This is a genomic window from Ruegeria sp. CDSB086 (genome assembly GCF_059611065.1).
The window spans coordinates 193,161-206,507 of sequence record NZ_JBXWOV010000001.1 but is presented as its reverse complement, the minus strand read 5'-3'; the positions used below and the strand labels follow the sequence as shown (position 1 = coordinate 206,507).

14 protein-coding genes are annotated in these 13,347 nt (G+C 58.1%); 4 read left to right on the top strand and 10 right to left on the bottom strand.

Features of this window, described 5'->3' with window-relative positions; genetic code table 11:
- Window positions 1–9: 9 nt before the first annotated feature.
- The gene (cobT, locus tag AC2FIO_RS01020) at window positions 10–1,023 is read right to left on the bottom strand and encodes a nicotinate-nucleotide--dimethylbenzimidazole phosphoribosyltransferase (protein WP_282150975.1); all 1,014 of its coding nucleotides are present in this window, start codon (window positions 1,021–1,023) and stop codon (window positions 10–12) included.
- Window positions 1,024–1,102: 79 nt separating this feature from the next.
- On the opposite strand from cobT, the gene cobS reads away from it, so the two are divergent.
- Window positions 1,103–1,867, top strand: a complete 765-nt coding sequence (gene cobS, locus AC2FIO_RS01015) for an adenosylcobinamide-GDP ribazoletransferase (RefSeq protein ID WP_496695104.1) — start codon at window positions 1,103–1,105, stop codon at window positions 1,865–1,867.
- Here the strand turns inward: cobS and AC2FIO_RS01010 are convergent.
- The 6 genes from AC2FIO_RS01010 to AC2FIO_RS00985 all read right to left on the bottom strand — a co-directional run bounded on the left by AC2FIO_RS01010 (window position 1,864) and on the right by AC2FIO_RS00985 (window position 7,752).
- Window positions 1,864–2,631: a potassium channel family protein gene (locus AC2FIO_RS01010; RefSeq protein WP_058277667.1), complete on the bottom strand. Its 768-nt coding sequence runs from the start codon at window positions 2,629–2,631 to the stop codon at window positions 1,864–1,866. The genes cobS and AC2FIO_RS01010 overlap by 4 nt on opposite strands.
- Before the next feature lie 116 nt (window positions 2,632–2,747).
- Entirely contained in the window at window positions 2,748–3,266 is a 519-nt protein-coding gene (locus tag AC2FIO_RS01005) for a CarD family transcriptional regulator (RefSeq protein ID WP_058277666.1), read from the bottom strand.
- Between the two features lie 285 nt (window positions 3,267–3,551).
- Window positions 3,552–3,890 (bottom strand): ferredoxin FdxA, encoded by a 339-nt coding sequence (gene fdxA / locus AC2FIO_RS01000; RefSeq protein ID WP_058273871.1) that lies wholly within the window; start codon window positions 3,888–3,890, stop codon window positions 3,552–3,554.
- A 66-nt stretch (window positions 3,891–3,956) separates the two neighbouring features.
- Window positions 3,957–4,322, bottom strand: coding sequence for an RNA-binding S4 domain-containing protein (locus AC2FIO_RS00995; protein WP_496695102.1), 366 nt, complete (start codon window positions 4,320–4,322; stop codon window positions 3,957–3,959).
- Window positions 4,323–4,328: 6 nt separating this feature from the next.
- Window positions 4,329–7,160 (bottom strand): helicase-related protein, encoded by a 2,832-nt coding sequence (locus AC2FIO_RS00990; RefSeq protein WP_496695100.1) that lies wholly within the window; start codon window positions 7,158–7,160, stop codon window positions 4,329–4,331.
- Between the two features lie 22 nt (window positions 7,161–7,182).
- Complete coding sequence (locus tag AC2FIO_RS00985) at window positions 7,183–7,752, bottom strand: tetratricopeptide repeat protein (protein ID WP_233494683.1); 570 nt, start codon at window positions 7,750–7,752, stop codon at window positions 7,183–7,185.
- A 69-nt stretch (window positions 7,753–7,821) separates the two neighbouring features.
- Here AC2FIO_RS00985 and AC2FIO_RS00980 point away from each other — a divergent pair, with 69 nt between their 5' ends.
- The 3 genes from AC2FIO_RS00980 (at window position 7,822) to AC2FIO_RS00970 (ending at window position 10,984) form a co-directional block, all read left to right on the top strand.
- Entirely contained in the window at window positions 7,822–8,112 is a 291-nt protein-coding gene (locus tag AC2FIO_RS00980) for an SCP2 sterol-binding domain-containing protein (RefSeq protein WP_058273875.1), read from the top strand.
- The gene (locus tag AC2FIO_RS00975; RefSeq protein WP_496695098.1) at window positions 8,112–9,095 is read left to right on the top strand and encodes an alpha/beta fold hydrolase; all 984 of its coding nucleotides are present in this window, start codon (window positions 8,112–8,114) and stop codon (window positions 9,093–9,095) included. The genes AC2FIO_RS00980 and AC2FIO_RS00975 overlap by 1 nt, the downstream gene beginning before the upstream one ends.
- A gap of 68 nt (window positions 9,096–9,163) precedes the next feature.
- Entirely contained in the window at window positions 9,164–10,984 is a 1,821-nt protein-coding gene (locus tag AC2FIO_RS00970; RefSeq protein WP_496695096.1) for a M3 family oligoendopeptidase, read from the top strand.
- Here AC2FIO_RS00970 and AC2FIO_RS00965 read toward each other — a convergent pair whose 3' ends face one another.
- The 3 genes from AC2FIO_RS00965 to AC2FIO_RS00955 are packed head-to-tail and all read right to left on the bottom strand — an operon-like array spanning window position 10,985 to window position 13,188.
- The gene (locus AC2FIO_RS00965; RefSeq protein ID WP_109312054.1) at window positions 10,985–11,872 is read right to left on the bottom strand and encodes a DMT family transporter; all 888 of its coding nucleotides are present in this window, start codon (window positions 11,870–11,872) and stop codon (window positions 10,985–10,987) included.
- Window positions 11,873–11,885: 13 nt separating this feature from the next.
- Window positions 11,886–12,155: a DksA/TraR family C4-type zinc finger protein gene (locus AC2FIO_RS00960; RefSeq protein ID WP_108858884.1), complete on the bottom strand. Its 270-nt coding sequence runs from the start codon at window positions 12,153–12,155 to the stop codon at window positions 11,886–11,888.
- A gap of 58 nt (window positions 12,156–12,213) precedes the next feature.
- Window positions 12,214–13,188, bottom strand: a complete 975-nt coding sequence (locus AC2FIO_RS00955; protein WP_282118690.1) for a Gfo/Idh/MocA family protein — start codon at window positions 13,186–13,188, stop codon at window positions 12,214–12,216.
- Between the last annotated feature and the right edge of the window lie 159 nt (window positions 13,189–13,347).

Here is a 13,347-nt window from a genome sequence, read left to right as displayed (position 1 = left end):
GCGGTTTGATCAGCCGTCCGAAACACCCGCTTCGGCAAATGTCGCCATGCCGGAATGACACGCGACCGCGCATTTAAGTATGTTGATCGCCAGCGCCCCGCCCGAGCCTTCGCCCAAACGCAATCCAAGGCTCAACAATGGCTCTTTGCCCAGCTTGGCCAACACCGCTGCGTGCGCGCCTTCTGCACTTTGGTGGCCTGCAATCGTGTGATCCAATGCGCCCTCGGACATGTTTGCCAGACAGGCCGCAGCCGCCGAGCAGATAAAGCCGTCAAGAATAACCGGGATACGCAAGGCACGCGCAGCGGCGATGGCCCCGGCCATGGCCGCTATTTCACGCCCGCCCAGACGGCGCAGGATTTCCAGCCCGTCACCCGACCCGCCATGCAAGGCGATGCCTTCGGCCACGACGCGCGTTTTGTTGGCCAAACCGGCATCGTCTACCCCAGTGCCACGCCCAGTCCAGTCTGCGGCGTCGCCACCGAACAAAGCGCATGCGATGGCAGCCGCCGGGGTCGTGTTGCCGATGCCCATCTCTCCAACCACAAGCAAATCGGCATTGTGGTCCACGGCGGTCCAGCCCACGCGCAGGGCCTCAAGCAATTCTTCTTCGGACATCGCGGGACCAGCGGTGAAATCCGCGGTCGGTCGATCCAGATCCAGCGCGTGCACATTCATCGTCGCGCCCGCCGCTTTGGCCAGCTGATTGATCGCTGCGCCGCCATGTTCAAAGTTCATGACCATCTGAACGGTCACCTCGGGCGGAAAGGCCGACACGCCTTGCGCTGTGACGCCATGATTGCCCGCAAATACGATGACCTGAGGGGCAGAGATCTGCGGCCGGGCATCCCCACGCCAGCTCGCATACCAAATTGCCAAATCCTCAAGCCGGCCCAATGCGCCGGGAGGTTTAGTCAGTTGTCCGTTACGCTCAGCAGCACCTTGCAGCGCATTGCCATCCGGTCCCGGAGCGTTACTCAGGGCCTCGCGAAGGGTATTCAGGTCTTTTAATTCCGGCAGCATCCAAAGCCTCGTTGCATCAGAGTGGTCCTGTGTGTTTAACCGAAGCGTCCGATCCAACAAGACCCCGAAAGGCGCGGGAGTGAACAAAAACGACACCAAACTGTTTTCCGCGTGGGATTTTCCGCTGTCGCTGGTCCTGTTGACGCGTCTGCCGTTGCCGCGCCTGCCGGAATACCTGTTTGCGCGGCAGGCCAATGCGGCCTGGGCTTTTCCCTTGGTGGGACTGGTCGTCGGGGCGTTGGCCTGTGCCGTCGGTTGGACGGCCGGTGCATTCGGCCTACCTGCATTCGCCAGCGCCGTAATACTTGTGGCGGTGCTGGTGATCGCCACTGGCGCGATGCATGAAGACGGGCTTGCGGACACGGTTGACGGATTTTGGGGCGGGTTCACCACCGAACGCCGCCTGGAAATCATGAAGGACAGCCATATTGGTGCTTACGGCGTTCTAACTCTAATCTTTACCCAACTGCTGCGCGTCGCGCTGATCGCGGCGCTTCTGTCGGCCAACGCATTTGCGGGTATTCTGGCGGCGTGCATCGTCTCACGCGCAGTCATGCCCATCCTCATGGCAGCTTTACCCAACGCCAGAAACAGCGGGTTGAGCCATTCGGTCGGCGGCCCAAAGGCCGAGACTGCGGCGACAGGCTTTGGCCTTGCAGTCATCTTATCGCTGCTGCTGATTGGACCAAGCACACTGATGGCAACGGTATTTTCCGCGCTGATTGTTGTAATCCTGGCACTCGTCGCCAAGACCAAAATCAAAGGGCAAACGGGCGATGTTCTGGGCACCTCGCAGCAACTGGCAGAGCTTGCGTTCCTTTTGGCATTGGTTGCAGCGATCTAAGTCGTCCCGCCTGTTTCGATCCTCAGGGTTTCGCCGCAATGCTTGCAGTGAACTGCGTCTGGATCGTGACGATACAGGCCACAGTTTGAGCATTTGTGACGCACTTTCTGCGGCATGAAAATCGCCTGCGCCAACCGGACAAACAACGCCACCCCGACGATCATGATGAAGACCGAAAACAGTTTCCCCCCCGGGGTCGCCAACGTGATGTCTCCGAATCCGGTGGTCGTCAGGGTTGCCATAGTGAAGTAAAGCGCATCGATATAGGCGTGCGGGCTGTTTTCTGGGATGAAGAACACCAGAACAGCGGTGGACGTGGCGAACACGAACACCAACAGGTTGATCGCCGCGATCACTGCGTCCTCATGCGTCCGGAAAAAATCGCTGTCCCGCCGCAGATCCCTTAGCAGGTGATAGGAATGGATCAGGCGTAGCGCTCGTAAGATACGCAGGAACGCCAGATTCCAAGGTAGAAACAGATCAAGAAACAGCGAGACGATCACAACAATGTCGGCCATCGTGTAGACTTGACGCAGCAGCTTCCAACGATCCTTCGAAATCCACATCCGCGCCGAGAAATCCAGCACAATGAAGAACCCAATGATCAGGCTGGCAACGGTGAATCCCGTGCCGTGTTCGCCATTTGCCGTGGCGACAAAGAAAACGATGGTGATCGCATCAAACAGGATTAAGCCATAGCGAAACCAGACGGAAATGGGGTCGTGGCCGATATATAGATATTTAACTGTCTGTTTTAGGTTCACTGTCTACGCGCCTCTTCTTGCTGGAAAATTAGCCATAAACTGAGCTTTCACCAAGCCATCAACGCGAAAAAGCCGCCCCCTTTCGGGAGCGGCCAGAAAATTGACTGGAGAAGCGATCAGGCAGCCGCGGCCGCGCGCGAGGTCAGAACCTCATCAATCTGCTTGGCCGCCGATACTTCACCTGCGCCGGACACAGCCGCGACTTCGCGGGTCAGGCGTTCCAGCGCGGCTTCGTACAGCTGACGTTCAGAATAGCTCTGCTCGCGCTGGTCATCAGTGCGGTGCAGATCGCGCACAACCTCGGCGATCGAGATCAGATCACCGGAATTGATCTTTTGTTCATATTCCTGCGCCCGGCGCGACCACATCGCACGTTTCACCTTGGCCTTACCCTTCAGGGTTCTCATCGCCTGGCTGATAACGTCAGGTGAGCTGAGGGACCGCAAGCCGGATTCGGTAACCTTGTTGGTCGGCACCCGCAGGGTCATCTTGTCTTTTTCAAAAGAAATGACGAACAGCTCGAGCGAGTATCCCGCGACTTCCTGCTCTTCGATCGAGATGATCTGGCCCACACCATGGGCGGGGTAGACAACATAATCGTTCGGGCGGAACTCAAGCTTTTTCGACTTAGACATACAGGTTCATCCTTGGTTACGAGAGAGAGGCAGAGACAACAAAAGACCCCAAACCGTGCCAACATCTGGCCCAGTCAGGCGGTAAGTTTGTCAAAAAATCAGAACTCCAAAGCGTACATACTTACGGAGTCATCCCCATCTCATTCATCATTCAGTTTCTGAGTATATCACAAAATTGCGACGCCCGAAAGTCCGGCTCCCACAATGGTGAAGAAACCCCAGACTTTTCAAAGCGATACAGCAGAAGACCGCTATTCAAACCACCCGGTTCAGTTACCGAATCGCTTAACCGCCTTCGCCGGGTGCTTCGGAGAAATACTTCTCCATTTTGCCCTCTTCGCCGTCACGCTCTTCCGCTTCAGGCAAGGGGTCTTTCTTGGTCACGATAACCGGCCACTGTTCCGAGAATTTTCGGTTGAACTCGACCCACTGTTCCATTCCAGGCTCAGTGTCGGGACGAATAGCGTCCGCAGGGCATTCAGGTTCACACACACCGCAGTCGATGCATTCGTCGGGGTGAATGACTAATGTGTTCTCACCTTCGTAAAAACAATCCACCGGACACACTTCGACGCAGTCGGTGTATTTGCAGCCAATGCAGTTTTCGGTGACGACATAGGTCATTGTGGGATTCCCATTCTCGGTTTGGGCGTCTAGCTAATTCAGTCTGGTCTTCTCTTCAAGGTAGGATCAACCATCCCGGGGGCGAGAAAGATCAAGCGCGCGCCTATCTTTCTTTGTTGGACGACCCTTTCCCTCAAATCCCGGATTCTTAGGAGGCACGTCCTTCTTTTCCGTCATATCGAAGTATAACGTTTGTGCCTCGGACGCCGGGCCACGCCTTTCCCCCAGTGCTTCGACGCGTACTACGCGCACGATACGGCCTTGGGGGAAGGTCAGAACGTCACCGGGTCCGACGGCCTGTGCCGGCTTCAGAACCCGGTTTCCGTTCAATCGGACATGACCGCCGCTGACCTGTTTGGCGGCCAGGCTGCGGGTCTTGAAGAACCGCGCCTGCCACAACCACTTGTCGATCCGCAGCTTGGCCTCGGCCATCGCAGATCAGTTGCCGTCCTTCAAACCCATAAGCGCTGCTGCAAACGGGTTATCGGGATCGATCGCCTTTTCCTTCCGGGGCGGACGGGATGAGAACGTCTTGCCACCTTGCGGTTTGCCACCCTTCTTGCCTTGCGGCTTGCCGCGACCATCCTGCGGTTTGCCGCGCGGCTTGCCTTTGCCCGCCCCCTGCCCTTGCCGCTGTTCACGACGCGGAGCGCGGTTGGCTGGACGCTGACGACCCCAGGTGAAAGTGTAGAACACCTCAACTTCGGTCTCGTCTGAGGCGGGTTCGGTTGCCGGAGCCTCGGCTAGCGCCTCGGTGCTTTCGGTGGCCTCGGATGGCGCCTCGGCGGTCGCGACGACCTCTTCGGCTTCTGCCTCGGGTGTCGGGGTTTCTTCGGCGGCAGGCTGTTCCGTCACATCTGTCGCAGGCTTTTCGGCCTCGACCGGAGCGGCTTTGACCTTTTCACGCTCACCGCGCTCGGCCTTATAGCCCAGCCCTTGCATCAGATCCGCGAACTGCTCAAGCGTCATGCCGGTGATCGACAGCATATCGGGCTTGGCCTCGAAACCACCCCGGCTGTCTTCGGCACGCAGCATGTCTGCCAGACGTTCCAGCATGTCGATGCGGATCGAGCGCTCACCGGCATCGCGGTAACCGCACATGGTATCGTAGCCCTCGGGCGCACCTTTGGCGACCGGAACAGTGACCAGACCCGGAGGCGGCGCGTCAGGGAATTCCTGCAATCCACCGGCCAGCGCCCAAAGAACCAGACGCAGACGCGTAGGCGCGGGTTTCAGCAGAAGCGGCATGAAGATTGTGAACTGACCAAACCGGATACCGTGCTTGCGCAGGGCTCCACGGGCGTCCTGATCCAGATCTTTGACCTCTTGCGCAACACCTGCGCGGGGCAGAACGCCCAGCCCTTCAACCATGCGGAAGGCGAACCCTTTGGCCAGACCTGACAACTCTTCGTCGCGCGACAGGTTCAGCAACGGCTCGAACAACGCCGCAACCTTGCGGTCTATGAAGTGCTGCAAACGGCGCTGCACTTTCTGTTCGACATCCGGGCCTGCGGCCTCATCCACAAAAACCTCGACCATCGGCCTGAGGGGTTCTGCCCCGGCAACAAGCTTGCCCACAGCATACTCACCCCACATCAGGCCACCCTGATCGGTAAAATCAATTTCGGTATCGGGCGCGTTGTAGAAGCGGTCTGCACGCAGATGGAATTGCGGTGCGAGTGCTTGCAGAGAGGCCGATTTCAAAGCTTTCGCCTCGGTTCCCTGTGCGCTTTTGTCCGGGGTAAACCGGAACCCTTCCAGACGACCGACGAATTCTCCTTCGACGGTCACTTCACCCTTGTCATTTACTTCGGCCAAAAGGGCCTCCTTCTGTTTGAGCCGGCGCAACAACACTGACGTGCGCCGGTCCACAAATCTCTGAGTCAAACGATCATGCAGAGCGTCCGACAGCCTGTCTTCTACAATGCGCGTTTCCGCGCGCCAATGTGATTCGTCACGCACCCATCCGTTTCGTTGCGCAACATATGTCCAGGTGCGAATATATGCCAACCTTTTGGACAGTGCATCAATATCCCCGTCCGTTTTGTCGATGCGGCGGATTTGCCGCGCCATGAACTCGTCAGGGATAGCGCCGCGTTCATGCAGATGACCATAGATCACCTCAAGCAGGCTGGCGTGTTCTGCGTGGCTGATACCGCGAAAATCGGGGATTCGACACACATCCCACAGCAATCGGACGGACGGCCCATCGCTGGCGCGGGCGATGACCTCGGCCTCCTGAGACAGCGATTTCAGAGCGTTCAGGTCGTCTGCGGGTCGGGCCTTGATCAGATGTTCGCTGTCTGGACTGACTTCCAACGAGTCGATGAGGGCCTCAACCGAGCCAAACCGCAAAGCGGCATTCCGCCAATTCAGCTTTTTCATCGGCGTGAACCGGCTGTCCATGATCGCCTGCGCGACCCCGTCTTCCAGCGGAGGGGCCTCACCCGTCACGCCAAATGTACCATCGGACATCCCGCGCCCTGCCCGGCCTGCGATCTGGGCCAGTTCATTGGGGGCCAGGTGGCGCATCCTACGACCGTCGAATTTGGTCAGCGACGAAAACGCCACGTGGTTCACATCAAGATTCAAACCCATCCCAATGGCGTCAGTTGCAACGAGGTAGTCCACCTCACCGTTCTGATACAGCTCGACCTGCGCATTCCGGGTGCGCGGGCTGAGCGCGCCCATAACGACGGCCGCCCCGCCCTTTTGGCGGCGCAGCAGCTCGGCAATGGCGTAGACGTTATCGATCGAAAACCCGACAATGGCACTACGTGCGGGCATGCGGCTTATCTTTTTCGAGCCGGAATAAACCAGCTGAGACATTCGTTCACGGCGAATGAACTGCACTTCGGGCACCAGTGCCGCGATCGGACCGCGCAAAGTGTCAGAGCCCAGAAACAGCGTCTCGTTCGTTCCGCGCGAACGCAGCAGACGGTCGGTGAAAACATGACCACGCTCGGGATCTGCACACAGCTGGATTTCGTCGATGGCTACGAAATCTGCGCCCATACCTTCGGGCATCGCCTCAACAGTGCAGACCCAGTATTTAGCACGCGGCGGAACGATCCGCTCTTCACCCGTTACAAGGGCAACGACCGACGGCCCGCGGATCGCGACGATCTTGTCATAGACCTCGCGCGCCAGCAGACGCAGCGGCAAGCCGATCACACCTGTCCGGTGCCCCAGCATCCGCTCAATCGCGTAATGAGTTTTGCCTGTGTTGGTCGGGCCCAGTACGGCCACGATTCGGGATGACCCGCTCACCTTTGCCCCCTGCCCCAGCTTGTTAGAGGGCCGAGCCCTCGACCCGGGGCTTCAGTCGATTCACGGCATTGGTTACTTCTTCGTGATGGGGATGTATAGCTAAAGCACGCTCATAAGCGTCCAGCGCTTTGTCGGGTCGATCGACGATCTCAAAAATCAGTCCCAATCCGTAGATGGCCTCATAGTTGTTCGGGTTCAGCGTCAGGGCGTATTCCAGATCAGCCGCAGCCATACCGAAACGTTCGATCCCGAAAAAGGCCGATGCCCGCACGTGCCAGGCTTCGGCGAATTGCGGCGCGTGATCAGTCAGCGCAGTCAGATGCTGGATCGCGGCCAGCGAGTCGCCGTCCTCCAGCGCCTCGCGCCCGCGCTCAAGCAACAGATCCGCCGAGGCCGAGCCAGACTGTGCCCACAGCGCCTTGAGCTGACGATCTATGTTCATCGCCTGTTCGGGCGTTGCCTCCGACAGTTGCAGCAATAGTTGTTCCTCATCCTTGGAATCCGCCGTTTGGGCGAAAGAAGGAATGGAAAACGTGACTAGAAGCGCTGTTGCCGCGACGATACCTTTGAGATTGGTGCTTGCAATGCTCATAACAACGTTCAGTGTAGCGCTGCGCCCGCGGATGTCCATTCCCGGCGCACAAACATAGTGAGGAGAATCATGAGCGACACTCTGGAAAAAGCGGCAGCCGCGTTGAACGAAAAACTGTCTGGCGGCGATTTTACCGCGTCGGCAAAATTTGCCATCGCAGATCTGGGCTCAATCGTTCTGGACGCAAGCGGCGCGCGCGTCAGTGACGAGGAAACAGACGTCACCATGAACGCCGATGCGGATACGTTCGAACAAATACTCAGCGGTGAATTGAACCCCACCGGCGCGTTCATGTCAGGCAAGCTGACCGTGGACGGTGACATGGGCGTTGCCATGCAACTGGCATCGGCACTGGCCTGATGGACCTGTCGCCGGCCCCTTTCTTTGCAGACATGGCCGGCGTCCCCGCCGGTGGTCAGGCTCATTGGCTGAACACAGCGGACAACACACGCATTCGGGTGGGCCACTGGCTGCCCGAAGGCGATTCCTGCGGCACGGTGATGATGTTTCCCGGCCGCACCGAATATATCGAAAAGTACGGCAATTGCGCGGCCGAGTTCACGGATCGCGGCTTTGCGTTTTTGGCTGTCGACTGGCGCGGTCAGGGCCTGGCCGACCGGTTACTGGATGACCCGCGCGTCGGGCATGTCGAGCAGTTCACGGACTATCAACAGGACGTTCAGGCCACGCTGGACCTGGCAACCGAACTGAACCTGCCGAAGCCTTGGTTCGTGATCGGACATTCCATGGGCGGGGCTATTGGTATGCGCGCGGCTTTGGAAAAGAACTGCTTTGCCGCCTGTGCCTTTACCGGGCCGATGTGGGGCATTTTCTTTACCCCGATCATGAAACCGCTCAGCCGTCTGACAGCCTATTGGGGGCCTAGGATCGGGTTGGGGGAAAAAACACCACCGACCACATCCTTGGAAAGCTATGTGGCCTCCCAACCGTTCGAGGGTAATGTACTGACCCGCGATCCGGACATGTTCCAGATGATGAAAGATCAACTGGCTGCACAGCCCGAGCTGGCGCTTGGCGCGCCTTCGACAATCTGGCTGCGCGAAGCGTTGGATGAATGCGTATGGTTGATGGACCAGACCGCACCGGATACGCAGTGTCTTACCTTTCTGGGCAGCCATGAACAGATTGTCGATCGCAAGGCTATCCGCGCCCGCATGGCGAACTGGCCCAGTGGCACTTTGGTCGAAATCCCGGATGGCGAGCACGAAGTTCTGATGGAAGCGCCCGACGTGCGCGGGCCGGTCTTTGACCAGTTGGCCGCTCATTTCAAAGCCGCGCAAACTGACGCGGTGCCGGAACCGGTTCTGTCTTCCGAAGTCTGATCACGCACCGCTTGTGATCCCCGTCTCGCGCGCCTAGATGTTGGCAAAAGCTATTATCGAGGTGATCCATGCGCGACCTTCCCTTTCCCGTCCGAGACGCAAATGCTGCCGGAGGTGCCGGCAATCTGGGCAACCTGCCGGAATGGGATCTGACCGATCTCTACACCTCAGAGGACGCGCCCGAACTGTCCCGCGATCTGGACTGGTTGGAAAAGGAATGCGCCTCGTTTGCCGAAGACTACGAGGGTAAGCTGGCTGATCTGGATGCTGCGGGTCTGCTGACCTGCGTCGAGCGCAATGAGAAGATCAATTCAATCGCCGGGCGCATCATGTCGTTTGCCGGCCTGCGCTACTATCAGCTGACCACAGATGCCGAGCGTGCCAAGTTCCTGTCCGACATGCAGGAAAAGATCACCATCTTCACCACCCCGCTGGTGTTCTTCACGCTTGAGATCAACCGCATCGACGATGATGTCCTGAAGGCGCATTTCGATGTGAATGCCGATCTGGCGCGGTACGAGCCGGTCTTCCGCCGAATCCGCGCGATGAAACCCTACCAACTATCTGACGAGCTTGAGAAATTCCTGCACGACCTCGGCGTTGTTGGCGACGCGTGGGAGCGTCTTTTTGACGAAACCATTGCCGGGTTGACCTTCACTGTTGATGGCGAAGAACTGAACATTGAAGGCACCCTGAACTTTCTGACAGAGCAGGACCGTGCCAAACGCGAAGCAGCCGCGCGCGAGTTGGCCGCTGTGTTTCAGGACAACGTCAAAACCTTTGCCCGCGTCCACAACACACAGGCCAAGGAAAAGGAAATCGTAGATCGCTGGCGCAACATGCCAACGGCGCAAACCGGTCGCCACCTGTCCAATGACGTGGAACCCGAAGTCGTCGAAGCTCTGCGCGAGGCGGTCGTAGCCGCCTACCCCAAGCTCAGCCATCGCTACTACGAGCTGAAACGCAAATGGCTGGGCCTGGACGTAATGCAGGTTTGGGACCGCAACGCACCGCTTCCGATGGAAGACACGCGCATTGTTGACTGGGATGAAGCCGAAAAGACAGTGATGGACGCCTATACTGCCTTCGATCCCCGAATGGGTGAAATCGCGGCTCCGTTTTTCTCAAAGGGTTGGATCGACGCTGCGGTTAAACCCGGGAAGGCTCCGGGCGCGTTTGCGCATCCGACCGTCACCGAGGTTCATCCATACGTGATGCTCAACTATCTGGGCAAACCGCGCGACGTGATGACACTGGCGCATGAGTTGGGGCACGGCGTCCACCAGGTACTGGCGGCCGATCAGGGCGAGATGCTGTCTTCTACCCCACTGACGCTGGCTGAAACGGCGTCGGTCTTTGGTGAAATGCTGACTTTCCGCAAGATGTTGGACAAGGCCGAAACTCCGGAACAGCGCAAGGTGCTGCTGGCCGGCAAGGTCGAGGACATGATCAACACAGTTGTCCGACAAATCGCCTTCTACGACTTCGAATGCAAACTGCACGCCGCCCGTCGCGAAGGCGAGCTGACCCCGGATGACATCAACGCTTTGTGGATGAGCGTTCAGGCCGAAAGCCTTGGCCCGGCGTTCGAATACATGGAAGGGTATGAGACCTTCTGGGCCTATATCCCGCACTTCGTCCACTCACCGTTCTACGTCTACGCCTATGCGTTCGGTGACGGTTTGGTGAATGCGCTATACTCGGTCTACGAAAGCGGTGCGGATGGGTTCGAAAACAAGTATTTCGAAATGTTGCGCGCTGGTGGGTCCAAACACCACAAGGAACTGTTGGCCCCGTTCGGATTGGATGCAAGCGATCCCAAATTCTGGGACAAGGGTCTGTCGATGATTTCTGGCTTTATCGACGAGCTGGAAGCGATGGAAAACTAGTCACTTCTGGCTTTTGGTCGTCAGGAAAATGGCGACCACAATCAACACAGCCCCTAGGGCCGCGACCGGCGTGATTGCGGCCCCCAGAAACAGGGCTGAGTTGATGAACGTAAACACCACGGATGCGGCGAACATCAAGGTCGCAGTCAACGTCGAAACCCGCGCGGCGGCCTCGTACCAGAGGTAGTAGGCCAAAGCGGTTGGTAGCACCCCCAACAAAATCAGGAACACGACATCGTTGGCCGTTGGTATTTGCAGTGAAAATGCGGCCAGCGGGACCAAAAGCACACCCGAGCACAAGAATATCCCAAATAGGAAGTTCAGACGTTCTCCGGTCGTTTCAGAATTTCGCATCGCCCGGCTGCTCGAGATTAGGAAAACCGCCCAGCTTAGCCCTGCGCCGATTTCAAGCAGGTCCCCGAACAGGGGCTCTCCACCGCCTTGGAAATCCTGATAAACCGTTAGGAAGACGCCGAAAATCGCCAACCCCGTAGCAAGTATGTCTGTGCGCGTAACGGGCGTGTCGGCAAAGAAATACAAGAAGATCAGCACAAAGAATGGCGCCGTGTTCTCAAGAACCATGGCATTGGCTGCACCGGTATGTTCAAGCCCGATGTGGAACAGGATGTAGTTGACCACAGTGGACAGAACGGCCAGCCGAAAGTTCCAGTCATTCAACCGGATTGAAACAGCGACCCGCATCACGCGCAGCATGCAATAGATGGCGATGGCTGCGATGAACAGGCGCGTTACCGCAATTTGCAGCCCTCCCAGATCGCTGGTCAGGTAGCGGACTATGACGCTGTGCGTGCCCCACAGGAAAGCCGCAAGAAACCCAAGAACCAGCCCGTTTTGCAAGAGTGGCTGCTTCTCTTTGGTGTCGGGCATCCTTGTGCCCCGCTTACTTCAACTGACTGTCTTTAGAACCGCGCCGATTGATGCCGGAACGGCCCTTGAAGGCCCCGTCCCGATCCTGCTGGCAATCCAGGCAGAGTTTAACACCGGGAATGGCAGCTCGCCGCTTTTCTGGAATCGGCTCTTCACATTCGGCGCAATGGGTCCGGCTTTCCCCGACAGGCCGCTTTTGCGCCTGCATCCGGGCCAGTTCGTCCGTAATGGACGCTTCAATCTGTTCGCTCACCGCGCCATCACGCGCCCAACCGCCTGCCATGGTCTCCCTCCTGATCAGGTGACAGCCAGATTAGTCCAGCCGAGCGCTGCGTGGCAAGTCAGAGGGCGACCGCGCCCTCAAACACCCTGTCAATCATTGCCTGCGTTCCGCGCGAGAATTCCAACGGGCATGGGTAATCAGACCCGTCGCGGACTGATTGGCAAAACGCCTCGACCTGAAGCTTGTAGTGATCGTCGCCCGGGAACCGCGTGACCTGAACCTCAAGACCCGGACGATGCAGTTCCACCCGTGCCTCACCAAAAACACGCGCATTGAAAGGCGCGGTCAGGCGGATCACGCCACCCTCGCCATGGAACACCATTTCCTGATGCGGGTGCATCCGGATCGAGACGTAGCTTGAATAGGTAAAATCGGGGAATTGCGCGCGTATCTCGGTGAAGGCATCAATGCCATCTTCCCAGCGGATCGCGGATTGCACCGAAACTGGTTCTTGCCCAGTGGCGAACCGGGCGCTTCCAATCACGTAGACGCCGATATCGCGCAGCCCACCGCCACCGGTTTCGGCCCGGTTTCGGATGTTGCCGGTGTCCGCGCGGTTGTCAAAACTGAACGCGCCGGTCACATGCACAAGCTTTCCGATCGCCCCATCCGCGATCAGTTGCCGTACGAATTGCCACTGCGGGTGGTGCACGATCATGTACGCTTCGGCCGCCAGCAAACCGGTCTGATCCCTCTTTTCGATCAGCGCTTCAAACTCGGGCGCGGACATGGCCATGGGCTTTTCACACAGAACATGCTTACCGGCATCCAGTGCCTTGAGGCTCCATTCGACATGCAGGTGGTTGGGCAGCGGGATATAGACCGCGTCGATTTTGGGATCCGCCAAAAGGGCGTCATAGCTGCCATAAACCGTCAGATCAGGGCAGTACTGCTGGAACGGCTCAGCCTTGGCTGCGTCCGACGTGGCAAGACCTGCCAACCGGGCCCCGTCCGCCGCGTGAATTGCCGGCGCCATGAACTGTCGTGCGAATTTTGCGGCGCCCAGAACGCCCCATTGAACAGGTTGCTGCATACCGCCGCCTCATCCTTTGTTAGCTTGTGCCGTCTCTATCAGGGAATTGCTTTAAAGTCAGGGGGTTCGTGGTATTTTCCGCCCATTAACGCACGCAAACCTGAGAATTTCTTGATCCGTTTCATTGTCTGCGCCGTAGCAACTATGTCACCGGGTAGT